General features: G+C 74.5%; 20 protein-coding genes. 7 read left to right on the forward strand and 13 right to left on the reverse strand.

Features of this window, described 5'->3' with window-relative positions; translation table 11 throughout:
• Nucleotides 1–15: 15 nt before the first annotated feature.
• From J3473_RS11280 to J3473_RS11300, 5 genes are all read right to left on the reverse strand, one after another.
• Nucleotides 16–1068 carry an alpha/beta hydrolase-fold protein gene (locus tag J3473_RS11280; protein ID WP_207023451.1) on the reverse strand — a complete coding sequence of 351 codons (1053 nt, stop codon included), beginning with the start codon at nucleotides 1066–1068 and terminating at the stop codon, nucleotides 16–18.
• A 2-nt stretch (nucleotides 1069–1070) separates the two neighbouring features.
• Nucleotides 1071–2066, reverse strand: coding sequence for a tetratricopeptide repeat protein (locus tag J3473_RS11285; RefSeq protein ID WP_207023453.1), 996 nt, complete (start codon nucleotides 2064–2066; stop codon nucleotides 1071–1073).
• Between the two features lie 43 nt (nucleotides 2067–2109).
• Nucleotides 2110–3135, reverse strand: a complete 1026-nt coding sequence (locus tag J3473_RS11290; protein ID WP_207023455.1) for a hypothetical protein — start codon at nucleotides 3133–3135, stop codon at nucleotides 2110–2112.
• Entirely contained in the window at nucleotides 3132–3833 is a 702-nt protein-coding gene (locus J3473_RS11295; protein WP_157577470.1) for a hypothetical protein, read from the reverse strand. Before J3473_RS11295 ends, J3473_RS11290 begins: the two co-directional genes overlap by 4 nt.
• Nucleotides 3834–3940: 107 nt before the next feature.
• Nucleotides 3941–4456, reverse strand: coding sequence for a MarR family winged helix-turn-helix transcriptional regulator (locus J3473_RS11300; protein ID WP_207023457.1), 516 nt, complete (start codon nucleotides 4454–4456; stop codon nucleotides 3941–3943).
• A gap of 71 nt (nucleotides 4457–4527) precedes the next feature.
• Between J3473_RS11300 and J3473_RS11305 the strand changes: the two genes are divergently transcribed.
• Together J3473_RS11305 and J3473_RS11310 are read left to right on the forward strand one after the other, a co-directional pair.
• The gene (locus J3473_RS11305; protein ID WP_256437939.1) at nucleotides 4528–5283 is read left to right on the forward strand and encodes an HAD family phosphatase; all 756 of its coding nucleotides are present in this window, start codon (nucleotides 4528–4530) and stop codon (nucleotides 5281–5283) included.
• Nucleotides 5280–7823: a glycoside hydrolase family 65 protein gene (locus tag J3473_RS11310; protein ID WP_207023460.1), complete on the forward strand. Its 2544-nt coding sequence runs from the start codon at nucleotides 5280–5282 to the stop codon at nucleotides 7821–7823. The genes J3473_RS11305 and J3473_RS11310 overlap by 4 nt, the downstream gene beginning before the upstream one ends.
• 20 nt (nucleotides 7824–7843) lie before the next feature.
• On the opposite strand, the gene meaB is transcribed toward J3473_RS11310, so the two are convergent.
• The gene (gene meaB / locus J3473_RS11315; protein WP_207023636.1) at nucleotides 7844–8809 is read right to left on the reverse strand and encodes a methylmalonyl Co-A mutase-associated GTPase MeaB; all 966 of its coding nucleotides are present in this window, start codon (nucleotides 8807–8809) and stop codon (nucleotides 7844–7846) included.
• Between the two features lie 5 nt (nucleotides 8810–8814).
• Nucleotides 8815–10014, reverse strand: a complete 1200-nt coding sequence (locus tag J3473_RS11320) for an acetyl-CoA C-acetyltransferase (RefSeq protein ID WP_207023462.1) — start codon at nucleotides 10012–10014, stop codon at nucleotides 8815–8817.
• Between the two features lie 135 nt (nucleotides 10015–10149).
• Between J3473_RS11320 and mce the strand changes: the two genes are divergently transcribed.
• Complete coding sequence (gene mce, locus J3473_RS11325; protein WP_030527815.1) at nucleotides 10150–10587, forward strand: methylmalonyl-CoA epimerase; 438 nt, start codon at nucleotides 10150–10152, stop codon at nucleotides 10585–10587.
• Between the two features lie 6 nt (nucleotides 10588–10593).
• On the opposite strand, the gene J3473_RS11330 is transcribed toward mce, so the two are convergent.
• Entirely contained in the window at nucleotides 10594–12603 is a 2010-nt protein-coding gene (locus J3473_RS11330; protein ID WP_207023464.1) for a hypothetical protein, read from the reverse strand.
• 150 nt (nucleotides 12604–12753) lie between these two features.
• Between J3473_RS11330 and ccrA the strand changes: the two genes are divergently transcribed.
• Together ccrA and J3473_RS11340 are read left to right on the forward strand one after the other, a co-directional pair.
• On the forward strand, nucleotides 12754–14094 hold the full coding sequence (gene ccrA / locus J3473_RS11335) for a crotonyl-CoA carboxylase/reductase (RefSeq protein WP_207023466.1): 1341 nt from the start codon (nucleotides 12754–12756) through the stop codon (nucleotides 14092–14094).
• 73 nt (nucleotides 14095–14167) lie between these two features.
• Nucleotides 14168–15394, forward strand: coding sequence for an AI-2E family transporter (locus J3473_RS11340; protein ID WP_036829628.1), 1227 nt, complete (start codon nucleotides 14168–14170; stop codon nucleotides 15392–15394).
• A gap of 6 nt (nucleotides 15395–15400) precedes the next feature.
• Here the strand turns inward: J3473_RS11340 and J3473_RS11345 are convergent, their stop codons facing one another.
• From J3473_RS11345 to J3473_RS11365, 5 genes are all read right to left on the reverse strand, one after another.
• Nucleotides 15401–15679, reverse strand: a complete 279-nt coding sequence (locus J3473_RS11345; RefSeq protein WP_036829626.1) for a hypothetical protein — start codon at nucleotides 15677–15679, stop codon at nucleotides 15401–15403.
• 17 nt (nucleotides 15680–15696) lie between these two features.
• Complete coding sequence (locus tag J3473_RS11350; RefSeq protein ID WP_207023468.1) at nucleotides 15697–18162, reverse strand: FAD-dependent oxidoreductase; 2466 nt, start codon at nucleotides 18160–18162, stop codon at nucleotides 15697–15699.
• A gap of 47 nt (nucleotides 18163–18209) precedes the next feature.
• On the reverse strand, nucleotides 18210–19541 hold the full coding sequence (locus J3473_RS11355; protein WP_207023470.1) for a peptidoglycan DD-metalloendopeptidase family protein: 1332 nt from the start codon (nucleotides 19539–19541) through the stop codon (nucleotides 18210–18212).
• A gap of 223 nt (nucleotides 19542–19764) precedes the next feature.
• Nucleotides 19765–21543 carry a 3-hydroxyacyl-CoA dehydrogenase family protein gene (locus J3473_RS11360; RefSeq protein ID WP_207023472.1) on the reverse strand — a complete coding sequence of 593 codons (1779 nt, stop codon included), beginning with the start codon at nucleotides 21541–21543 and terminating at the stop codon, nucleotides 19765–19767.
• A gap of 84 nt (nucleotides 21544–21627) precedes the next feature.
• Nucleotides 21628–22083 (reverse strand): hypothetical protein, encoded by a 456-nt coding sequence (locus tag J3473_RS11365; RefSeq protein WP_207023474.1) that lies wholly within the window; start codon nucleotides 22081–22083, stop codon nucleotides 21628–21630.
• An 84-nt stretch (nucleotides 22084–22167) separates the two neighbouring features.
• Here J3473_RS11365 and nucS point away from each other — a divergent pair, with 84 nt between their 5' ends.
• A complete protein-coding gene (nucS, locus tag J3473_RS11370; RefSeq protein WP_030527806.1) occupies nucleotides 22168–22863 on the forward strand; it encodes an endonuclease NucS in 696 nt (231 codons plus the stop codon).
• A 41-nt stretch (nucleotides 22864–22904) separates the two neighbouring features.
• Nucleotides 22905–23450, forward strand: coding sequence for a type 1 glutamine amidotransferase domain-containing protein (locus tag J3473_RS11375; protein WP_030527804.1), 546 nt, complete (start codon nucleotides 22905–22907; stop codon nucleotides 23448–23450).
• The last annotated feature ends 20 nt before the right edge of the window (nucleotides 23451–23470 follow it).

The raw sequence follows: 23470 nt of genomic DNA on the forward strand, positions 1-23470 counted from the left end.
GACCCTAGCCGGGCGTCAGGGCCGCTCGCCCTCCGAGCACCACACCGTCCGCAGGACGTCGGTGAGCGTGGGGTCGAGCGCGTCGCGCCACGCCGTGTACGAGTGCAGGTCGTCGACCTCGCGGTGGCGCACGTCGTGGCCCGCGCGGGCCAGGGCCGCGGCCATGTCGCGGTTGTTCGCGGCGTTCTCCTCGAGCGCGCCGCACGTCATCCCGACGACGAGCGGGTGCTCCGCGTGCCGGGTGTCGAGGACGGCCTGGACCGCGCGCGAGATGCGGCCGAAGTACCTGAAGCCGCTCTCGGAGTCGTCGTGCCGGACCTGGAAGAACGAGCCCGACTGCGCGAGAACCCCACCCACGCGCGGGGCCGCGGCGAGGGCCAGCAGCAGCGCCGTCAGGCCACCGAGGCTGGCACCGACGACGACGACCGGCGCCGAGACGGGGTGCGCCGCCGCGATCCGGTCGAGCCCGGCCTCGGCGACCGTGCGCAGGTAGCCGGGCGAGCCGGAGTACCACGCGTCGCGCAGGACCGGGTGGGCCAGCGCGACGCGGTGCGGCGGGAGGACTCCCGCCTCGACGAGCGCGCCGGAGTAGCGCGTCATCCCGGCGAGCAGGTCGTACTCCGGCCCGTCGTGGACCAGCAGCAGCGGTGCGGGCTCGTCGTCGGCGAGCCGCTCGGGGGTCCACACGGTGACGGGGACGTCGTCGGCGGTCTCGCCCGCGACGGCCATCGGCGACATCCGCCCGGGGGCCACCGGCGCGTCGAGCCACCACGGCGGCGCGTAGCCGGGCAGCTCGAGCACCGACCGGTCGCCGAACGCGGTGCCGACGCGCAGCGGGTTGGCGGGGTCGCAGACGACCTCGGTCTCCTCGCCCCGGCTCAGCGCGAGCCGGTACTCGACGCGCCCGAGGGCGGGCCGGGGCAGGACGAGCCGCCAGCCCCCGGGGACCGCCGTGAACTCCCGCGGCCCGGGCACGGCGGGGTCGCAGTCGAGCGAGACCCCGGTGAGCGTGGCGTCGTCGGTGTCGTGGACGAGCTCGAGGGTCTCGTCGGAGACGACGACGGGCACCGTCAGAAGAGGGCGCTCATGAGCGCGGTGCGCCCCTTGCGCACCCGCTCGTCCTGCGCGCCGACGACGTCGAAGAGCCCGAGGAGGTGGGTGCGGGCGCGGTCGCGCTCCTCCCCCGCGCTCGTGCGCACGAGGTCGACGAGGCGGGTGAAGGCGTCCTCGACGTGACCGCCGAGGACGTCGAGGTCGGCGACGACGCAGGCAGCCTCGACGTCGGACGGGTCGGCCGCGGCCGCCGCACGGGCGGCGTTCAGGTCGACACCCTGGGTGCGCTCCATGAGCCGCACCTGCGCGAGCCCGAGGCGCGCGTCGTCGTCGGAGGCGTTTGCGGCGATCGCCTGCTCGTAGGCCTGCGCGGCCGCCGTGAGGTCACCCCGCTCGATGGCCTCGTACGCCGCCTCGTGCAGCGGCGAGAGCGCCTCCTCCTCGGCCTCGGCGCCCTCGGGGAGCGGGCCGAGGTCGACGCGACCGGTGATGCCGTTCTGCACCGCGGCCTGCAGCAGCTGCTCGACGGCCTGCGCGACCTGGCCCTCGTCGGCGATGCCGGGGAAGAGCGGGACCGGCTGTCCCTGGAGCAGCCCGAAGGTGGCCGGCACGGTCGGCTGGCCGAAGGCCTGCACGAGCAGCGGCTGGAAGGCCTGGAGCAGCTCCGGGTGGCCGGTGAGGTCGGCGGTGAGGACGAGGACACGCCCCTCCTGCCGGGCGGCGACCGCCGCGACCGTGTCGATGAGCTGCCGCGTCTGCGGGTGGCCCGAGGACCACAGGACGAGCAGCCCGGCGACGTTGACGGTGCGGGTCAGGGCCTGCTGGAGCGTGGCCGGCGTGACCTCGACGACGAGGCCGTCCGGGACCGCGCGCCCGGCGGGGGCCGGCGGCCCGGGCACCGGCGCGACGGGTGCGGCCGCGCCGGCGGTGGCGGCGCCGGGGGTCGTCATCGCCGCCACGGCGGACAGGTCGACGGCGCCCCTGGCGCCGGCGGGGTCGGGAGTCTGCGTCATGGTCGGATTCTCGCGCACCTCGGGCCCTCGCGCGGGACCGGGGTCAGCGACCCTTCCCGGAGACGAGGAGCTCGGTGGCGCCGATGGCGGACACCTCGCCCTCGGTCGGCACGACGAGGACGACCGGCTCCAGGCTCGTGAGGCGCACGTCGCGGGTCACCTTCTTCTTCCCGACGAGCCCCGAGTAGCGCGAGGGCAGGACGAGCTCCTTGGCCCCGGAGCCGACGGTGATGGTGTCGGTGCGCCGCATCATGCCGAAGGTCACGACGCCGCCGTCGGCGAGCCGGAAGGCGAGCGCGTCGTCGAGCACGGGCTCGTGGGCCTGCTCGAGCGTCGCGAGCTTGCCGAGCGCCTTGGCCTGCACGGCCGCCGAGGCCTCGAGCGCCTGGCCGAAGGGGTCGTCGGTGGTGACGCCGGCGGGCGCCTTCTTCGGGGCGGGCCGGCCGAGCGCGGCGGCGTAGGCGCCGTACGCCTTCTCGGGTGACATGACGAGGCCCTCGCCGTCCGTGACGTCGACGAACGGGGCGCCCGCGCCCTGCGAGCCGAGGCTGGGCAGGCGCGAGCCGGCGAGCATCGGCACCGAGGCCTCGATGCGGTACGGCTGGTCCGGCTCGCGCGAGACCATGACGTGCAGCGACTGGGTGGAGGTCGCCTCGTCGAGGGTGGTGGCGAGGATGGCGCGCGGCCACTCGCGGCCCCGCGACTGCGCGAGCACGGACGGCTCGGGCTGCTTCGCGAGGTCGGTCGCGGCGGCTGGCGCGGCCCCACGGGCGGCGGTGTTGTCGGCCATCGTCAGGGCGTCGCCCGCGAGGACCTTCGCGCGGGCGTCGTGGCCCGCGTCGCCCTTCGTCGCGGCGTCGGCCGCGGCGGCGGAGAGCAGGCGCGTCGCGATGGCCGTCGCGCCGTCCTCGTCGAGCGGGGCGGACGCGGGCTGCTCCGCCGGCGCGGGGTGGACACCGACGAGCGCGTCGGTGGCACCGCAGCCGGTGGTCGCGAGCGCCAGGCCGAGCGCCGCGGCCGCGAGGGCGGTCCGGCGACGGGGCCGGACGGACAGGGGGTGGCGGGTCATCGGGCGTCCTCCGGGGCGTCGGCGGTCGGCTCGTCGGCGGTCTGCTCGTCGGTGTCCGGCCCGGGAGCCGGTCGGGCGGGCACGGACGGTGCGGCCGGTGCCGGGCGGGGGCGACGCGGCCAGAGGGCGACGACGCCGGCGGCGAGGAGGAAGAGCCCGACGAGGGCGGCGACGACCGACTCGACGAACCAGCGCTTGTCGACGACCGTGAGCGTCACCTGCTCGACCGAGCCGCCGTCGGCGGCGATGACGACGCTCTCGGGCGCGTCCGCCTGCTCGACGGTCAGGGCGACCGGACCGTCGGCGTCGTCCTGCTGCCGCCAGAGGTCGGCGGCGCCCGGCGTCGCCGGCTCACCGCTGCCGCGGGCCGCGGTCAGCAGGGCCCAGTCCCGGACGGACACGCCGGTCACCTCGACGTGACGGCCCTCGCCGATGACGGCCGAGGCGTCGGAGGGGTTGGCGCGGGCCATCCAGAGCGACGCCCCGCGGGACGGGGTGGCGCTGACGCGCACGTCGGCATCGACGCGGTTGAGCACGTCGGGGGTGATGACGACCGGGGCGCCCGGGGCTGGTTTGGCGGTGAACTCGGCGGTGCCACTGCCACCGAGGGCGGCGGCGAACCACACGCCGGTCGCCGTGAGGGCGAGCCCGACGAGGGCGGCGAGGGCGCCGGCCACCCGCGTGAGTGTCCTGAGCATCGAGAGGGTTCCTTCGGGTCCGGGGACGCCCCGCACCGGGTCGGTCGGGCGCAGGGCGATCTCTCCACGATGACAAACGCCGAGGGGTCCGGACAAATCCCCGGTTCTCAGGGAAGGAAGTCGCGCGACCCCACCCGCACCTCCCGCAACAGGGAGAACAGGAGGGCGTGCTGCTCCTCGGAGAGCGAGGCGAGACCGAAGTCCGCCTCCTCGAGGTCGCGCGTCACGGCCTCCATCGCGACCCGCCCGCTGTCGGTGATGACGGCGAAGGCGCCGCGCCGGTCGGCGGGGTTCGGGACCCGCTGGACGAAGCCCTGGGCGACGAGGCGCTGGACGATGTTCGTCGCGCTCGTCGGGTGGACCATGAGCCGCTCGCCGACCTTGGACATCGACAGCCGACCCTCCCGGCTGAACGCGAGGAGGACGAGCGCCTCGTAGCGGGCGAAGGTCAGCCCGTGCCGCCCGGCGATGGCGTCGAAGCGCCCCAGGAGGAGCTGCTGGACGCGCATCACCGACGTCGCGGTGGCCATCGAGGTCGCCCGCGACCCCTCGCCCCACCGCGCCACCCAGAGCTCGCGCGCCCGCTCGATCGGGTCGAACGGGAGGCGGACCGGCTCGCTCACGCCTCAACGCTAGCGAACGCGACACGCCCGCCGTTCGCCCGTCCGGGCCCCGTGTCCCTACCGTGGTCCCCGTGACTGGCTCGAGAAGCGTGGCCTGGGACGCGTACGCCGCCGTCCTCTTCGACCTCGACGGCGTGCTGACGCCGACCGCCGAGGTGCACATGGCGGCCTGGGCGGAGATGTTCGGCGCGTACCTCGCCGGCGTCGACACCTCCCGGCCCGGGCTCGAGGGCGCCGACACCTCCCCCTACACGGACGCCGACTACTACGCCCACGTCGACGGCAAGCCGCGCTACGAGGGCGTCGCCGACCTCCTCGCGGCGCGCGGCATCACGCTGCCGCACGGCTCCCCCGACGACCCGCCCTCCGCCGAGACCGTCTGCGGGCTGGGCAACCGCAAGAACGACGCCTTCCGCACCGTCCTCGAGCGCGACGGCGTGCGCCCGTACCCGGGCTCGGTCGCCCTCCTGGACCGCCTGCGCGACCTCGGCACGCCGCTGGCCGTCGTCTCGTCCTCCGCCAACGCGCCGGCCGTCCTCGCCGCCGCGGGGCTGACCGACCGGTTCCGCACGGTCGTCGACGGGCGCGTGGCCCGCGAGCTCGGGCTCGCGGGCAAGCCCGCCCCCGACACCTTCCTGCACGCCGCGCGGGTGTGCGGGGCGGAGCCCGGCGCCTCGGTCGTCGTCGAGGACGCGGTCTCCGGCGTGCGCGCCGGAGCGGCGGGCGACGTCGCGCTCGTCGTCGGCGTGGACCGCGGGGCGGGCGCCGAGGCGCTCACCGCCGCCGGCGCCGACCTCGTGGTCGCCGACCTCGGCGAGCTCGCGTGAGGACCGCGGCCGTCGGGCCGGACCCCGTCGACCGGCTCCGCTTCCCCGCCGACCCCTGGCGCCTCGTCGAGTGCGCTCCCGACACGAGCGACCTCGGGCTGACCGAGACCCTCTTCGCCGTCGCCAACGGCTACCTCGGGATGCGCGGCAACCCCGAGGAGGGCCGCGAGGCGCACGCGCACGGCACCTACGTCAACGGCTTCCACGAGACCTGGCCGATCCGGCACGCCGAGTCCGCCTACGGGTTCGCACGCACCGGGCAGACCATCGTCGACGTGCCGGACGCCAAGCTCATGAAGCTCTACGTCGACGACGAGCCGCTCGTCGTCGGCATGGCCGACCTCGAGCACTACGAGCGCGCGCTCGACTTCCGGGCGGGCCTGCTGCGCCGCTCCCTCGTCTGGCGCACCCCGTCGGGCAAGCGCGTCCGGGTCGACTCGACCCGGATGGTGTCGATGACCGAGCGCCACCTCGCCGTGCTGACCCTCGAGGTGACGATGCTCTCGGGCGACGCGCCGGTCGTCGTGTCGTCGCAGCTGCTCAACCGGCAGGACGGCGAGGACGAGTACCACGCCCCCGCCCCCAGCCGCGCCTCGACGAGCGACCCCCGCAAGGCGTCGGTCTTCGAGGGCCGGGTCCTCCTGCCCGTGCTCCACACCGCCGACGAGGACCGGCAGGTCCTCGGGTACCGCTGCGCGAGCTCGGGGATGACCGTGGCCGTGGCCGCGGACCACCGGGTCGCCATCGAGGACCCCTACGAGGTGGTCGTCCGCGACGACGACGACCTCACCAAGGCCGTCTACCGGGTCGAGGCGCACGAGGGTCACACCATCCGCGTCGAGAAGCTCGTGGCCTACCACACCTCGAACAGCCTGCCCGTCCGCGAACTGCGCGACCGCTGCGAACGCACCCTCGACCGCGCGGTGCGCCGCACGGTCGCCGACCACCACGCGACCCAGCGCGCCTGGTTCGACGCCTTCTGGGCGGCGAGCGACGTCGAGGTCGACACCGCCGACCAGCACGCCGACGCCGTGCAGCAGGCGGTGCGGTTCAACCTCTTCTCCCTCGCGCAGGCCAGCGCCCGGGCCGACCGGATGGGTGTGCCGGCCAAGGGCGTGACGGGGTCGGGCTACGAGGGGCACTACTTCTGGGACAGCGAGATCTACGTCGCGCCGTTCCTCACCTACACACAGCCGCAGACCGCCCGCAACCTGCTGCGCTTCCGCAGCCTCATGCTGCCGGCGGCCCGCGACCGGGCCCGCGAGATGTCGCAGCGCGGGGCCCTGTTCCCCTGGCGGACGATCAGCGGCGAGGAGGCCTCGGCCTACTACGCCGCCGGCACCGCGCAGGTGCACATCGACGCCGACGTCGTGCACGCGCTGACGCAGTACCTCGCCGCGACCGGCGACGTCGAGTTCCTCCTCCGGCACGGCATGCCGATCCTCGTCGAGACGGCTCGTCTCTACGCCGACCTCGGGTTCTGGCGCAGCAACGGCACCGACAGCTTTCACATCCACGGTGTCACCGGCCCCGACGAGTACACGACGGTCGTCAACAACAACCTCTTCACCAACGTCATGGCCCGGGCCACCCTCGAGCAGGCCGCCGACGCGGCCGACCGGCTGCGCACCGAGCACCCGGACGACTGGGCGGTCATCGCGCACCGCCTGCACGTCAGCCCGGACGAGGTGGCGGAGTGGCGGCGGTGCGCCGACGGGATGCACATCCCGTTCGACGAGGGCCTCGGCATCCACCCCCAGGACGACTTCTTCCTCGACCGCGAGGTGTGGGACCTCAGCCGCACGCCCGCCTCGCTGCGCCCCCTCCTCCTGCACTACCACCCGCTCGTCATCTACCGCTTCCAGGTGCTCAAGCAGGCCGACGTCGTCCTCGCCCTCTACCTCCAGGGCCACCGTTTCACCGCGGACGAGAAGCGCGCCGACTTCGAGTACTACGACCCGATCACCACCGGGGACTCGACGCTCTCCGCCGTCGTGCAGTCGGTCGTGGCCGCGGAGGTGGGCTACCACCAGGCCGCGCTGGAGTACTTCCACGACGCCCTGTACGTCGATCTCGCGGACCTCCACGACAACACCGTCGACGGCCTCCACGTCGCCTCCGCGGGAGGCGTGTGGGCGACCCTCGTCGGCGGCTTCGGCGGGATGCGCGACCACGGCGGACGCCTCACCCTCGACCCGCGGCTGCCCGCGGCCTGGGGATCGTTGTGCTTCCGCCTCACGTGGCGGGGCACGCGAATCGCGGTGCGGCTCAGCGCCTCCGAGCTGCGGATGGAGGTCGAGGCGGGTGACGGTGAGGTGCCGGTGTCGGTCCGGGGCTCCGACCACGTCGTCGCGCCGGGCCGGCCGGTCGTCGTCGCTCTGGGGCACCAGGGACCCCGCGTCGACGGCCTGCTCCCCAAGCGCCCGCAGACCGGCGGTACCCGTGCCGACGGCAGCCGGATCACCGCGGGGGTACCGGACCCGATGCCCTTCGACGTCGCCGACTCCCCCGACGCCTTCGCGGGCGACCCGACGAGCTGAGCCCGCGGCCCGACCGACCGTCAGGTCGTGCGGGACGCCTCGACGAGGCGGTCGGCGGCCGACCACGCGTCGGACCGGCCGTCGACGACCTCCGCGGCGAGCGCGCCGAGCCGGTCGGCCCCGGCGACCCGGCCGACGCGGGCCCGCAGCGCCTCGAGCGCCAGGCCCTCGACCTCGCGCGCGGCCCGGGCCAGCCGCCGCTTCCGTAGACCGTCGGTGCCGAGGTGCGCCCGGTGGGCCTCGACGGCCTCGACGAGGTCGTCGACCCCCTCGCCGGACGTGGCCACCATCCTCACCACCGGTGGGCGCCAACCTGGTTCGCCCCGGTCGGCCATCTCCACCATGTGCCGCAGGTCGCGGGTGGTGCGTGACGCCCCCTCGCGGTCGGCCTTGTTCACGGCGAGGACGTCACCGACCTCGAGGATGCCGGCCTTCGCGGCCTGGATGCCGTCGCCCATGCCCGGCGCGAGCAGGACGACGGTGGTGTCGGCCGTCCCCGCGACCTCGACCTCGCTCTGCCCCACCCCGACCGTCTCGAGGAGGACGACGTCGCAGCCGGCGGCGTCGAGCACGCGCAGGGCCTGCGGCGCGGCCCACGACAGGCCGCCGAGGTGACCGCGCGAGGCCATCGAGCGGATGAAGACCTCGGGGTCGGCGGCGTGCTCGGACATCCGGATGCGGTCGCCGAGCAGCGCCCCGCCGGAGAAGGGCGAGGACGGGTCGACGGCGAGGACGCCGACGCGCCGGCCACGGGCGCGGTGGGCCGCGACGAGCGCGTTCGTCGTCGTCGACTTGCCGACACCGGGGGCGCCGGTCAGGCCGACGACGTGGGCACGGCCCGAGTCCGGGGCGAGGGCCGCCATCACCTCGCGCAGGGCGGGGTGGGCGTCCTCGACGAGGGAGATCAGCCGGGCGACGGCGCGCGGGCTCCCCTCCCTCGCCGCGGAGACGAGGGAGGGGACGTCGACGTCGCGCGCCGCGGCCAGCGGGGTCAGCCCCGGGCCGGGACCTTGACGACGAGGGCGTCGCCCTGGCCGCCGCCGCCGCAGAGGGCGGCCGCGCCGACACCACCGCCGCGGCGCTTGAGCTCGAGGGCGAGGTGCAGCGTGATGCGCGCGCCGGACATCCCGATGGGGTGGCCGAGCGCGATGGCGCCACCGTTGACGTTGACCTTGTCGGCGTCGAGGCCGAGCTCCTTGGTCGAGGCGAGACCGACCGCGGCGAAGGCCTCGTTGATCTCGACGAGGTCGAGATCGGTCGGCGAGATCCCCTCTCGCGCACAGGCCTTCGCGATGGCGCGCGCCGGCTGGCTCTGCAGCGTCGAGTCCGGGCCGGCGACGACGCCGTGGGCGCCGATCTCGGCGAGCCACTCGAGGCCGAGCTCCTCGGCCTTCGAGCGCTTCATGACGACGACGGCCGCGGCGCCGTCGCTGATCTGCGACGCCGAGCCCGCGGTGATCGTGCCCTCCTTGCTGAAGGCCGGGCGCAGACCGCCGAGCGACTCGGTCGTGGTGTCGGGGCGGATGCCCTCGTCGCTCTTGAACTCGACCGGCTCGCCGCGGCGCTGCGGGATGCTCACGGTGACGACCTCGTCGTCGAAGAGGCCGTCCTTCCAGGCGCGCGCCGCGAGCTGGTGGCTGCGGGCCGAGAACTCGTCCTGCTGCTCGCGGGTGAAGGCGAGGTCGCCGGTGTTGGCGGTCTCGGTGAGCAGGCCCATCGCCTGGTCGGTGAACGCGTCCCAGAGGCCGTCCTGCGCCATGTGGTCGTGGAGGGTGACGTCGCCGTACTTGTAGCCGTCGCGGCTCTTCTCGAGCAGGTGCGGCGCGTTGGTCATCGACTCCTGGCCACCGGCGACGACGACGTCGAACTCACCGGCGCGGATCAGCTGGTCGGCGAGCGCGATGGCGTCGATGCCCGAGAGGCACACCTTGTTGATGGTCAGCGCGGGCACCGACATCGGGATGCCGGCCTTCGTCGCGGCCTGGCGGGCGGGGATCTGGCCCTCGCCGGCGGTGAGGACCTGGCCCATGATCACGTAGTCGACCTGGTCCGGCGCGACGCCGGCCTTCTCGAGGGCGCCCTTGATGGCGAAGCCACCGAGGTCGGACCCGCTGAAGCCCTTGAGGGAGCCGCTCATCCGCCCCATCGGGGTGCGGGCGCCGGCGACGATGACGGTCGGGTCGGTGGACATGCGGTGGCCTCCGTGGTCGGGTCGGGAAATCCTCTCGATGCTAGTCGGCGGCCTCCGACGCTGCCGACCCCGAGGCACGGTGACGCTCGCCACCGTGCCCTGTCGCCGCGCGCGGGGCCGACCTACGCTGGCCGCATGAGCGCCACCGACCTCTTCACCGCCATCGACCACGTGGGCGTCGCCGTCCGCGACCTCGACGAGGCGGTCGCCTTCTACGAGCGCGCCTACGGGATGACGAAGCTGCACGAGGAGACGAACGAGGAGCAGGGCGTGCGCGAGGCGATGATGGGCGTCGGCGACAGCGGCTCCTGCATCCAGCTGCTCGCCCCGCTGTCGGAGGAGTCGACGATCGCGAAGTTCCTCGACCGCAGCGGTCCCGGCATCCAGCAGATGGCCTACCGCGTCGAGGACATCGACGCCGTCTGCGCGACCCTGCGCGAGCGGGGGCTACGCCTGCTCTACGACACCCCGAAGCGCGGGACGAGCGACAGCCGGGTCAACTTCGTGCACCCGAAGGACGCCGGCGGCATCCTCGTGGAGCTCGTCGAGCCGGCGGCCGACGCCGCCCACTGACCCCGCTCAGGCGTCGCGGCGGGGTCCGGCGGCCGCCAGGACCGGCAGCAGCGGCAGCAGGACGAAGGCCGGGACGACGAGCCCGGAGTCGTTGACGGCGAACCCGACGACCCCGAGGACGACGGCCGCGCGCAGGAGCACGCCGCCGGGCGCCGGCACGCGCCACCCGGTCCGCCACGCGACGAGCAGGAGCACGAGCGCCGCGAGCGAGATCGTCAGCAGCGGCGGCGAGCCGAGGTTCGTGAGGTTCTGCGCGAGCTTGCGCCCGACCACCTCGCCGGCCCCGCCGTCGATCACGGTCTGGACGAACTCGCCGAGGTGCGTGCGCGCCGCGGCCGGCCGCAGCCAGTCGAGGACCGCGAGCGCGAGCGTGAGGACGACGACGGCGGCCCCGGCGACGAGGACCCGGACGACGCTGAGCCGCAGGCCCGCCGCGGCCGCGAGGACGAGCAGGCCGCCGAGCACGAGACCGGGCGGGCCGCCGAAGTCGGCGCCGTAGGAGGGGTGACCCTCGAGGGCCGTCGCGAGCAGGAGCAGGAGCGCGGCGAGGCCGAGGGCGACCCGCCGGCGGGGCCGCGTCCACGCCCCGAGCACCGCCATGACGGTGAGGACCGCGACGCCGTAGAGCGCGAAGCTCGTGTTGCCGAACCCGTAGAAGCGCCCGCCCACGGTCGGGTTCTGCCCGAAGACCGACGACAGCTGCAGGCGCGAGCCGGCGAGGACGTCGCCACCGAGCACGACGAGCGTGACGGCGCCGACGACGAGGGCCGCGCCGAGGCGGTGGCGCCGCCCGGCCGCGAGCCCCACGGCCGTGACGAGCACGACGGCCACGGCCAGCGCACCCGCGAACGCCGGGCGCGGGCGACCGGTCGACCACCACGGCACGAGGTTGGCGACGAAGGTCGCGACGGGCACGGTCGCCACGGCGACGCCGGAGGCGACGAGCCATGCCGGCAGGGGCGCGTCCCCTCCCCCACGGCGACGACGGACCAGCAGCACACCGACGGCGGCGGCGCACCACAGCGCGAAGGCCGCCGCCAGCCATCCGGTGACCTGGGGGCTCACCTCGCGCAGCGTCGCGGCCCGGACCTCGAACCCGTCGCGCGCGGCGACCCGCTCCTGCCCGGGCACGTCGTCGGCCTCGGCGGTGACGACCCGCCCGGTCAGCCCGGAGGCGTCGGCCCCGGACCACTCGAGCACGGACGCCGTGAGGTCCTGGAGCTGCACGAGGCCCGGCTGGCGCGTCGAGGGCGAGGTGAGGACGCCCGCGGGCGGCCCCGAGACAACGACCGCACGGGGGCGCACCGGCGAGTCGCCGTCACCGACCCCGGCGACGACGAGGCGGGTCCCCGGCGCCGTCGAGCGGACGAGGCCCTCGACGACCGCGTCGAGGCGGCGCAGCGCGGCGTCGCGCGCAGGCGGGTCGACCGGGAGGGTGCCGGCGTCGACGAGCAGCACCGGGCACGAGGGGGTGGCGGGGACCTCGGACGCATAGTCGGGGACGGCCCCGTCCTCGTCGGCGGCCGCGAGCGCGGCCCCCGGCCCGACGGCCTGCACGCACGTGCCGGCGTCGGCCAGCCGCTGCCCGAGCGTCCCCGGCACCGCGCCGTAGGACGCGTCGCGGGCGGCCTGCCGGTAGGTGCCCCAGCCGGGGAGGAGCCCCGACTCGGGGGCGGCCGGCGGCTCGCAGGCCGCGGTCGGGCCACCGGCCCGGCGCCCGGCCGACAGCGTGAGCCACCCGTCGACGGCGCACGCCCGCGAGTGCGGCCCCCGCACGGTGAGCGACGCGACGGCGCCCTCGGCGGCGACCCGCGAGAGCCACGGCGTGCGGGCCTCGTCGATGTCGGACCACGCGAGGCCGGGGGCCCCGACGAGCACGACCGGGACGGGGTCCGCCCCGGTGGCCGCCGAGGCCGTCGGCACCGGGCCGAGGAGCAGCCCCAGCACCGCGCAGAGCGTCGCGACGAGCGCGCCTACCACGGCGCGCCGGGGTCGGCGGATGGGCTCGGGACACACACCGGAACGGTATCCCGCGCGCCCGCCCACCGGCTCGCCGCTCCGTGACCGGGGTCACGGGGTGACTGCCGTCTCAGGCAGTACCGGGCCCGGTGACCGGCCAGTAGGTTCGCCGGGAACCGCTGCCCAGCACCGAAGGAGCACGACCCCATGGACCAGATCCGCGAGGCCATCCTCTCCGGTGACCGCACCCCCGAGACCTACTCGGGCATCGCCGTCCCCGGCTCGTACCGCGCCGCCACCGTGCACAAGGACGAGGTCGACATGTTCGAGGGCCTGTCCACCAAGGAGAAGGACCCGCGCCGGTCCCTCCACGTCGAGGACGTCCCCACCCCCGAGCTCGCCCCCGGCGAGGCGCTCGTCGCGGTGATGGCCAGCGCCATCAACTACAACACCGTGTGGACCTCGATCTTCGAGCCGGTCTCGACCTTCGGCTTCCTCGAGCGCTACGGCCGCACCTCGGAGTTCGCGAAGCGGCACGACCTGCCCTACCACGTCGTCGGCTCCGACCTCGCGGGCGTCGTGCTGCGCACCGGCCCGGGCGTCACCAAGTGGAAGCCGGGCACCGAGGTCGTCGCGCACTGCCTCTCGGTCGAGCTCGAGGACGCCGAGGGCCACGACGACACGATGATGGACCCGCAGCAGCGCATCTGGGGCTTCGAGACCAACTTCGGCGGTCTCGCCGAGCTCGCGATCGTCAAGGCCAACCAGCTGATGCCCAAGCCGGCCCACCTGTCGTGGGAGGAGGCGGCCTCCCCCGGCCTCGTCAACAGCACGGCCTACCGGCAGCTCGTGAGCAAGAACGGCGCGCACATGAAGCTCGGCGACCGCGTCCTCATCTGGGGTGCCTCCGGTGGCCTCGGCTCCTACGCCACCCAGATGGCCCTCGCCGGCGGCGCGACCCCGATCTGCGTCGTCTCCTCCCCCGAGAAGGCGGACATCTGCCGGGCGATGGGCGCCGAGCTCATCATCGACCGCTCCGCCGAGGGCTACCGGTTCTGGAACGAGGACAACACCGCGCAGGACCCGAAGGAGTGGCAGCGCCTCGGCAAGCGGATCCGTGAGCTGACCGGCGGGCACGACGTCGACATCGTCTTCGAGCACCCGGGCCGCGAGACCTTCGGTGCGTCGGTCTACGTCGCGCGCAAGGGCGGCACGATCATCACCTGCGCCTCGACCTCGGGCTACCTCCACGAGTATGACAACCGCTACCTGTGGATGAACCTCAAGAAGATCCTCTCGTCGCACTTCGCGAACTACCGCGAGGCGTGGGAGGCCAACGACCTCATCGACCGCGGCATCGTCCACCCGACCCTGTCGAAGACCTACCGGCTCGAGGACGTGGGGCAGGCGGCGCTCGACGTCCACCGCAACGCGCACCAGGGCAAGGTCGGCGTCCTCACCCTCTCGCCCGAGGAGGGCCTGGGCGTCAGCGACCCCGAGAAGCGCGCGCGCTTCGAGGCCGAGATCAACCGGTTCCGGGACGCCTGAGCGACATCCCGGGCGCCTCCGCCCCCGGCCCGCACCCGCCACTAGGGTGTGGGCCGGAGGTGTGCCGGTGCGGATGACGACGGTGTGGGGCCCGGTGTCCCGGTGGGGCGACTACCGGCGGCGCCAGCGGCGCGTCCTCGAGCAGAGCAACCACATCGACCCCGAGGCGATCCCCGCCGAGGGCGACCTGCCGCCGGGCCCCGCGGGCGCGCTCGACCCTGGCACCGCGGCGCTGCTGCGCTACGGCTCGGCGGGCCAGCCGCTCAACCGGCACTCGCCCTTCTACATCGGGTTCTTCGGGGCCACGGGGGCGCTGCTCGCCGTCGGCCTGTGGACGGGCCTCGCCCGGCTCGCGACGACGATCACCATCCTCCTCGTCGCCTTCTTCCTCGCCCTCGCGCTCGACCCCGTCGTCGAGAAGCTGTCGCAGCGGTGGCTGCCCCGTCCCGTGGCCGTCACGGCGGTCTTCGGCGGGCTGCTGCTCGTCCTCGCCGCCATCGCCTCGCTCGTCCTGCCGACCGTGGTCGTCCAGGGGTCGGCCCTCGCCGCCCGCACGCCCGAGTACGTCGGCGACCTCCTCGACGCCCGGTGGGTCCGCGAGCTCGACCGGCACTACGACGTCATCGACCGGCTCCAGGCCGAGCTCGTGTCCAAGCTGACCGACCAGTCGTTCGTCGAGGGCCTGCTCGGCGGCCTCCTCGGCGCCGGCCGGGCCGTGCTCAGCGGGACCTTCCAGGTCCTCACCGTCCTCGTCCTGACCCTCTACCTGCTCGTGTCGATGCCCCGGGTCAAGACCGCCGCCTACGCGCTGGTCCCGATGAGCCGGCGCCCGCGGGTCGTCGCGCTCTCGGAGGAGATCATGCGTCGGGTCGGCGCGTACGCCGGCGGCCAGGTGCTCATCGCGACCCTCAACGCGGTGCTGTCGTACGTGATGCTCCGCATCGTCGGCGTGCCCTACCCCGCGGTCCTCGCGGTGACCGTCGGCCTGCTCGGCCTCATCCCGATGGTCGGCGCCACGCTCGGCGCGGCCATCGTCACCCTCGTCGCGTTCTTCGACGAGCCGCAGAAGGCGCTCGTCGTGGTCGTCTACTACGTCGTCTACCAGCAGGTCGAGAACTACGTCATCGCCCCGCGGGTCATGCAGCAGACGGTCTCGGTGCCCGGCACCGTCACGGTCGTCGCCGCGCTCGCCGGCGGGGCGCTGCTCGGCGTGCTCGGGGCGCTGCTCGCCATCCCCGTCGCGGCCGGGCTGCTCCTGCTCTACGAAGAGGTCCTCGTCCCGCGCCAGCGCGAGGCCTGAGGAGGCTCAGGGCTGCGCGGCGTGCCGCGAGGCCCAGCAGCGGGTGTGCCAGTGGCGCCGCTCCTCGACCCCGCCCACCCCGGTCGCCGGCCACGCGACGACGTGGGCCGTCCCGACCGGGATGCCCTGGTGGCACCCCGGGCAGCGGTACTCGCGGCTCGACGTGGCGCCGGTCAGCCGGCGGACGTGCCAGGGCCGTCCGCGCCATAGCTCGGTCGCGACCTCGGTCGAGCCGCCGAGCGGACGGGACTCGAGGTCGCGGCGGCGACGGTTGGAGCGGGGCACGTCGACCAGTCTGCCGCTCAGCCGCGCACGCGCGCGGACGTGGGGTCGTAGGGCGGGCGGAGCGAGACCTCGGCCGGGTACCGCGTGCCCGCGACGTCGACCTCCCAGCGGCCCTCGCGCAGCCACTGCGCCGTGACGCCCTCCTCGTGCTCGACGCCCGCGAGGCCGACGGCTCCCCCGACGCTCCAGCCGTAGGAGCCGCTGCGGACGTCACCGACCGCGACGCCGTCGCGCAGGACGACCTCGCCGTGGAAGAGCAGCGGCTCGGGGTCGGCGACGACGAGCGAGACGACGCGGTGGCGCGGGGCGACGGCCCGTGCGCCGGCCTGCACGGCCCCACGGCCCCGGAAGCCGCCCGGCTTGTCGGCCGCCACCGCGAAGGACAGCCCGGCGGTGCGGACGTCGTCGGTGGTGTCGACGTCGTGGCCGTAGTCGCGGTAGCCCTTCTCGAGACGCAGGCTGCCGAGCGCGGCGAGCCCCGTCGGCCGCAGGCCGTGCGGCGCGCCGGCCGCGAGCAGCCGGTCCCACACGGCGGGCGCGGCGGCGGCCGGGACGTAGAGCTCCCAGCCCAGCTCACCGACGTACGTGACACGGACGGCGAGCACCGGCGTGCCGTCGACCTCGATGCTGCGGGCGGCCCGGAACGGGAAGGCCTCGTCGCTCCAGTCCGCCTGCGGCGCAACGGTCTCGAGCACCGCGCGGGACGCCGGCCCCTGGACGCTGAGCATCGCGCCGTCCTCGGTGACGTCCGTGACGGTCGCGTCGGCGTCGCCGAGGGCGCGGCGCAGCATCCCGAGGACCTGCGCGTGCTGGGTGTCGGAGGCGACGACGAGGAGGTCGTCGGCGGCGAGCCGGGTCACCGTGAGGTCGGCGAGCAGGCCGCCGTCGTCGGCGAGCCACTGCGTGTAGGTGATCCGGCCGTCGACGGACAGGTCGCCCGCGCTCAGGTGGTCGAGCACGGCGAGGGCGTCCGGGCCGCGCACGGCGAAGCGCCCCATGAACGACATGTCGAACAGGCCGGCGGCCTCGCGGACGGCCCGGTGCTCGGCCTCCCAGCGCGCGAACCACGGGGCGCGCCCCCAGGTCGGCTCCGCCTGCGGGGTCTCCCCCGGCCCGGCGTACCAGGCGGCGCCCTCCCAGCCCGAGACGTCACGCAGGTACCCGCCGGCCGCGACGACCCGGTCGTGGACGGGCGAGCGGAAGACACCCCGCGACGTGGTCAGCTGCACGCCCGGCGTGTGCGCGGCGTAGACGGTGCCGAGCACCTCGGCGGTGCGGGCCCGCCGGTGCTCCGGCAGCAGCTGGTGCTCTCGGAAGCGGGCGACGTCGATCCCCGTGACGTCGACGTCCGGCCTCCCGGTGAGCACCCAGCGGGCGAGGATGCGCCCGAGCCCGCCCGCCGAGAGGATGCCGACCGAGTTCAGCCCCGCGCAGACGAAGTAGCCGTGGATGCCGGGGGCCTCGCCGACGCCCGGGGCGAGGTCGGGCATGAAGGACTCGGGGCCGCAGAAGAAGGTGCGGATGCCGGCGGTCTCGACGACGGGCACGCGCGCCATCGCCTTCTCGAGGAACGGGCCGACGCGGTCGGTGTCGGGCGGGAGGGTGCCGAAGGAGAAGTCCCGCGGGATGCCCTCGACCTTCCAGGCGGCCGCGACCGGCTCGAAGAGGCCGACCATCATGCCGCCGCCCTCCTCGCGGTAGTACCCGTAGGAGGCGGGGTCCTCGAAGACCGGGGCGTCCGGGCTCATCCCCTCGATCGGCTCGGTCACGAGGTAGTAGTGCTCGGCGGCCTGGTTGGGCACGACGACGCCGTTCTGCGCGGCGAGCTCGCGGGCCCACATCCCGGCGGCGTTGACGACGACGTCGCACTCGACCGTGCCGTGGTCGGTGACGACCCCGGCCACCTCCTCGACGACGCCGCGCCGGCGCGTGAGCACCTGCTCGACGCGCACCCCCTCGGCGACCCGCACGCCGCGGGCCCGGGCCCCCTTCGCGAGGGCCATCGTCAGGTCGACGGGGTTCACCCGGCCGTCCCCGGGGACGTGGAAGCCGCCGGCGAGGTCGTCGGTGCGGGCCAGCGGGAAGAGCTCGGCCATCTCGGCCGGCGAGACCTCCTCGACCTCCAGCCCGAGGCGCCGCTGGAAGGTCGCGACCCGCCGGTACTCCTCGAGACGGTCGCGGTCGGCGGCGGCCTCGACGAGCCCGACCGGCGTGAAACCGGTCGACTGCCCCGTCTCGGCCTCGAGTCGCTCGTAGAGGTCGCGGGAGTACAGGCGCAGCCGCGTGCTCGTCTCGCTGAAGGATCCGAAGCACGTCATGAGGCCGGCGGCGTGCCACGTCGTGCCGGAGGTCAGCCGGTCGCGCTCCAGCAGCAGCACGTCGCTCTCGCCGGCCTGCGCGAGGTGGTAGGCGACCGAGGTGCCGATGACACCCCCGCCGACGACGACGACACGGGCGCGGGCGGGCAGCGGTGCGGGGCTCACCCGCCGACCCTACTGGCCGGCGCGGCGGCCCCGACGGCCCGGACGGCTCAGCGCTGCTTGCGGATCTGGCTCGCGGCCGACCAGGCGCTCGCGCCCATCGCGTTGACCGCCCGGACCCGCACCTGGCAGGTCTGGTACCCGGTCAGGCCACGGTGGTTGTAGTAGTACGTCGAGGCGTTCGTCGTCCGCGTCGTCCACGGCTTCCAGGCGGTGCCGTAGTAGCAGCGCACCTGCGTCTCGTAGCGGGAGACGGCCGCGCCGTTGTCGGTGCTCTTCCACCAGCCGTAGTGGATGTAGTCGCGGGTCGGCGAGGTGAGGAAGCGAGGGCTCTTCGGCACCGAGGGCACGCTCGCCGGGACGTACGACACCTGCGGCGCCCAGGCGCTGAAGCCCGAGGCGTTCGCGAAGGCCACCGTCGTCCGGTAGGTGCGGCCGTTGGTCAGGCTCGTCAGCGTGGTGCCGGTCGTCGTGCCGCCGTAGGTGCGGTAGACCGGGTCGTTCCACGCCGACAGGCTCGGGCTCCACAGCTGGGTGGCGATGCGGACCGTCGTCGTGCCGGCGGGCGGCGTGCCCCACGACAGCTGCGCCGAGGAGCTCTGGCGGGTGACCGAGAGGCGCGGCGCGGTCGGCGTCGAGACCCACGGGGAGGCGATGCACGCGTTCGTCGAGTCGACCGTGGAGCTCTGCCCCTTGACGAGGCTGTCGAAGGACGAGACGCCGAAGGCCCTCGGGTAGTCCGCGCGCCCGTACGCGGTGCAGGCCGAGAGGATGCGCGGCTCCACCCGCGTGCCCTTGATGCCGCCCTCGCGGACCTCGAAGTGCAGGTAGTTCGTCGTGCAGGGCAGGGTGTCGCCCCAGTGCCCCATCCGCCCGATCTGGGTGCTCGGTGTGACCCGGGTCCCCTCCGCCACGGTGAGCGAGTCCAGGTGCGTGTACTTGGTGACGACGCCGCCCCCGTGGTCGACCCAGCCCCACGTGCCGTCGCTCTGGCCCGAGGTGCTGCAGGTCCGGCTGGTCGCCCCGACGTGGAACACGCCCGCGCCGGCCGCGTAGACCGGCTCCCCGAGGTCGCCGATGAAGTCGATCGCCCAGTAGCCGTGGTAGTCGCCGCCGCTGCCCGCGCAGTTGGACTTCACGCACGAGATGGCCGAGGCCTTGCGCAGCGGCAGCCACACCGGCGCGCTGTACGGGTGGCTCGAGTCGATGGCCGCGACCCGGCCCGGCGCCGGGGCGGCCGGCAGGACGACGGGGCGCACGATGCGCGGCCCGTCGGCGAGCGCGGGGGCGGTGGCACCGACCGCGGCCGCGATGACCGTGGCGGCGGCCAGGAGGACGCGCCCGAGGGCGCGCGGGACTCGCAGGACAGGGGTGGACTGCATGACGTCGGCTCCTCGGGCAGTCCTCACCGCGCCGTGCGGCAGGGGTGCACGGCGTCGTGAGGTGGGCGGCAGGGCGTGCTGGGCAGAGGGTCCACGTCTGCGCTGCAGCACCGATCTCCCCCTCAGGATCCCGTGCGACGCGCCGGTGCGCACCCCGAAAGGTGTGTGATGTCCGTCCGGCCGATGCCCATCCACCGATCGGCCACGCCCGGACGGGCCGGGCTCAGGCGTACGTGCGGAACCCGCGCCCGGTCTTCCGGCCGAGGTAGCCGGCCGTCACGAGGTGCTCGAGCAGCGGCGCCGGCGCGTAGCCGCGCTCACGGAACTCGAGGTAGAGCTCGCGCTCGATGGCCAGCGACACGTCGAGCCCGACGACGTCGAGCAGCTCGAAGGGCCCCATCGGCAGCCCGCAGCCGGTCTTCATCGCGGTGTCGATGTCGTCGGCGCTCGCGTAGTTGGCCTCGAGCATCTTCACGGCGTCGTTGAGGTACGGGAAGAGCAGCGCGTTGACGACGAAGCCGCTGCGGTCGCCGCAGGTGACGGCCACCTTGCCGGTCCTCGCGCACAGGTCCTGGACGGTCGCGACGACGTCGGGCGCGGTCGAGATCGTGTGGACGACCTCGACCAGCCTCATCACCTGCGCCGGGTTGAAGAAGTGCATCCCGATGACGTCCTGCGGCCGGGCGGTGACCTTGGCGCAGTCGATGATCGGCAGCGACGAGGTGGTCGTCGCGAGGATCGCGCCCGGCTTGCAGATGCGGTCCAGGTCGCGGAAGAGGTCCTGCTTGACCGCGAGGTCCTCGGCGACGGCCTCGACGACGAGGTCGACGTCGGCGAGCGCCTCACGCCTGGTCGCGCCGGCGACCCGGCCCAGGAGCGCGTCGGCGTCGGCCTGCTCCATCCGTCCCTTCTCGACCGCGCGGGCGCAGCTGCGGCCGAGCGCGGTGACGACGTCGGCGACCTTGGCGTCCGAGCGGGCGACGAACGTCACCGCGTAGCCGGCCTTCGCGAAGACCTCGATGATGCCGGTCGCCATCGTGCCGCTCCCGACGACGCCGACCGTGCGCACCTCGCGCAGGTCGACGCCCGCGGGCACCCCGCCGGACGGGGTCTGCGCGTCGGCGACGACCTCGGGCGAGCCGGGGGCGGCGTAGGTGTAGAAACCGCGGCCCGACTTCCGGCCGAGCAGGCCGGCGGAGACCATCTGCTTGATGATCGGGCTCGGGGCGTGGAGGCGGTCGCGGCCCTGCTTGTACATCGTGTCGAGGATCTCGTACGCGGTGTCGAGGCCGATGAGGTCGAGCAGCTGGAGCGGGCCCATCGGGTAGCCGCAGCCGAAGCGCATCGCGGCGTCGAGGTCCTCGCGGGTGGCGTAGCGGCTCTCGTACATCGCGACGGCGTGGTTGAGGTAGCCGAAGAGCAGGGCGTTGGCGATGAAGCCCGCCTTGTCGCCGACGATGACCGGCTTCTTGCCGATCCGCTCGGCGAGGGCCTTGACGTCCTCGAAGACGTCGTCGGCCGTGATGACGGTGCGGATGACCTCGACGAACTGCTGCACCGGGGCCGGGTTGAAGAAGTGCATCCCGACGACGCGCTTGGGGTCTCGGGTGGCGACGGCGATCTCGGTGACGGGCAGCGAGGAGGTGTTCGTCGCGAGGACGGCGTCAGCAGCGACGATGTCGTCGAGCCGGCCGAGGATCTGCTTCTTCAGCTCCAGCTGCTCCGGGACGGCCTCGACGACGAGCTGGCAGCCCGCGAGGTCGGCGAGGTCGCTCGTGAAGCGGACCCGGGCGTGGAGGGCGTCGTGCTGCTCCTGGGTGATCTTCTCGCGGCGCAGGGCGCGGCCGGTGCTGCCGGCGAGGATCTCGCGACCGTGGGCCACGCCGGCCTCGTTCGCGTCGACCGCGACGACGTCGATGCCGTTGCGCGCGAACACCTCCACGATGCCTGCGCCCATGGTCCCGAGGCCGATCACACCCACGCTGGTGAAGTCACGCGTCATGGCGGCGATCCTTCCAGAGGGCCCCACGGGCCACGAGACCGGCGGGGCGTGACGCTGCTTACCCCGTGGCCGCGGGGCCCGGCGTCACCAGTCGACGCCCGCGGCGACGAGCTCGACCTCCAGCCCGAGCCGGTCGCGCGGGTCCAGGGGCAGCAGGCCGATGGGTGTCGGCACGCTGGCGTGGCCGCAGAGCTGCACGAGGACGTGGTCGTACGCGGCCCGCGCGGCGGCGAGCCGGGCGGCGCGGTGCGGCTGGTCGTCGCCCTCGATGCGCACGACCTCCGCGGCCAGCCGGCGCAGCTCGAGGACGAGGAGCACCGGCAGCACCGGCTCGGGACGGGTCCGCCGCACCATCCCGACGCGCTCCATCCCGTCGGCCACGCCCCGCAGCCGGTCGGCGCACCACCGGGTCGGCCGGCCGAGCCGGCGCAGGACCCGCGGCGCGGGCTCGCCGGTGAACCAGCGCAGGAGGGAGAGGCCGGCGACGAAGACGGCGCCCGGCAGCGCCACGAGCACCAGCGGCACCAGCGCTGCCCTCATCGGCCTCACCTCGGGCACCAGTGTGCGCGCGGGGTCCGGGGCGGGGCAAGCGGCCTCGACGGCCGGTCGGTAGGGTTCACGCTCGTGCGGATGGTCATCGCGACGTGCTCGGTCGACTACGAGGGACGCCTGAGCGCCCACCTGCCCCTCGCGACGCGCCTGCTCCTCGTCAAGGCCGACGGCTCGGTGCTCGTCCACTCCGACGGCGGCTCGTACAAGCCGCTCAACTGGATGTCCCCGCCGTGCGCGATGGCCGAGGTCGCCCCCGACGAGACCGAGGCCGCCGACGGCGTGAGCGCGGTCTGGGTCGTCCAGCACGCGAAGTCCGAGGACCGGCTGCGGGTGCGCCTGCACGAGGTCCACCACGACAGCTCGCACGACCTCGGGGTCGACCCCGGCCTCGTCAAGGACGGGGTCGAGGCGCACCTCCAGCGGCTGCTCGCCGAGCACATCACGACCCTCGGGGAGGGCTGGACCCTCTCGCGCCGCGAGTACATGACGGCGATCGGGCCGGTCGACATCCTCTGCCGCGACGCCTCCGGCGGCCACGTCGCCGTCGAGATCAAGCGGCGCGGCGAGATCGACGGCGTCGAGCAGCTGACCCGCTACCTCGAGCTGATGAACCGTGACCCGCACCTCGCGCCGGTCACCGGCATCTTCGCCGCCCAGGTCATCAAGCCGCAGGCGCGCACCCTCGCCGAGGACCGCGGCATCCGCTGCGTCGTCCTCGACTACGACGCCCTGCGCGGCATCGACGACACCGAGCACCGCCTCTTCTGACCCGCTGTTTCGGCGTCCTCCCGGCCGGGTAGCCGATGGTCATGACCGACACCAACACCACCCCCCGCAAGGTCGCCTTCCTCGTCGCCACCGAGGGCATCGAGCAGGTCGAGCTCACCGAGCCCTGGAAGGCCGTCGAGCAGGCCGGCCACACCCCCGTCCTCGTATCCACCGAGTCCGGCGAGGTGCAGGCCTTCAACCACCTGGACAAGGCCGACACCTTCTCCGTCGACGTCGTCGTCTCCGACGCCGAGGTCGGCGACTACGACGCCCTCGTCCTGCCCGGCGGTGTCGCCAACCCGGACGCCCTGCGCACCGAGCAGGACGCCGTCTCCTTCGTGCGCACGTTCGTCGAGTCCGGCAAGCCGGTCGCCGCGATCTGCCACGCCCCGTGGACGCTCATCGAGGCGGACGTCCTGCGCGGTCGCACGCTCACCTCGTGGCCGAGCCTGCAGACCGACCTGCGCAACGCGGGCGCGACGTGGGAGGACCGCGAGGTCGTCATCGACGACAACCTCATCACGAGCCGCAACCCCGACGACCTCCCCGCGTTCGGCAAGGCCCTGACCGACGCCCTCGGCGCCTGACCGACGCCCCCTCGCGCCCG

Origin of the sequence: Phycicoccus sp. DTK01 (assembly GCF_017312765.1) — a bacterium.
GTDB lineage: Bacteria > Actinomycetota > Actinomycetes > Actinomycetales > Dermatophilaceae > Phycicoccus > Phycicoccus jejuensis.

What these genes read in the sequence shown, in the direction of transcription:
- J3473_RS11375 (WP_030527804.1), top strand. Translation starts at nt 22,905, where the DNA reads ATGACCGACACCAACACCACCCCCCGCAAGGTCGCCTTCCTCGTCGCC.
- mce (WP_030527815.1), top strand. Translation starts at nt 10,150, where the DNA reads ATGAGCGCCACCGACCTCTTCACCGCCATCGACCACGTGGGCGTCGCC.
- J3473_RS11320 (WP_207023462.1), bottom strand. Translation starts at nt 10,014, where the DNA reads ATGTCCACCGACCCGACCGTCATCGTCGCCGGCGCCCGCACCCCGATG.
- ccrA (WP_207023466.1), top strand. Translation starts at nt 12,754, where the DNA reads ATGGACCAGATCCGCGAGGCCATCCTCTCCGGTGACCGCACCCCCGAG.
- J3473_RS11360 (WP_207023472.1), bottom strand. Translation starts at nt 21,543, where the DNA reads ATGACGCGTGACTTCACCAGCGTGGGTGTGATCGGCCTCGGGACCATG.
- J3473_RS11285 (WP_207023453.1), bottom strand. Translation starts at nt 2,066, where the DNA reads ATGACGCAGACTCCCGACCCCGCCGGCGCCAGGGGCGCCGTCGACCTG.
- J3473_RS11365 (WP_207023474.1), bottom strand. Translation starts at nt 22,083, where the DNA reads ATGAGGGCAGCGCTGGTGCCGCTGGTGCTCGTGGCGCTGCCGGGCGCC.
- J3473_RS11355 (WP_207023470.1), bottom strand. Translation starts at nt 19,541, where the DNA reads ATGCAGTCCACCCCTGTCCTGCGAGTCCCGCGCGCCCTCGGGCGCGTC.
- J3473_RS11290 (WP_207023455.1), bottom strand. Translation starts at nt 3,135, where the DNA reads ATGACCCGCCACCCCCTGTCCGTCCGGCCCCGTCGCCGGACCGCCCTC.
- J3473_RS11295 (WP_157577470.1), bottom strand. Translation starts at nt 3,833, where the DNA reads ATGCTCAGGACACTCACGCGGGTGGCCGGCGCCCTCGCCGCCCTCGTC.
- J3473_RS11340 (WP_036829628.1), top strand. Translation starts at nt 14,168, where the DNA reads ATGACGACGGTGTGGGGCCCGGTGTCCCGGTGGGGCGACTACCGGCGG.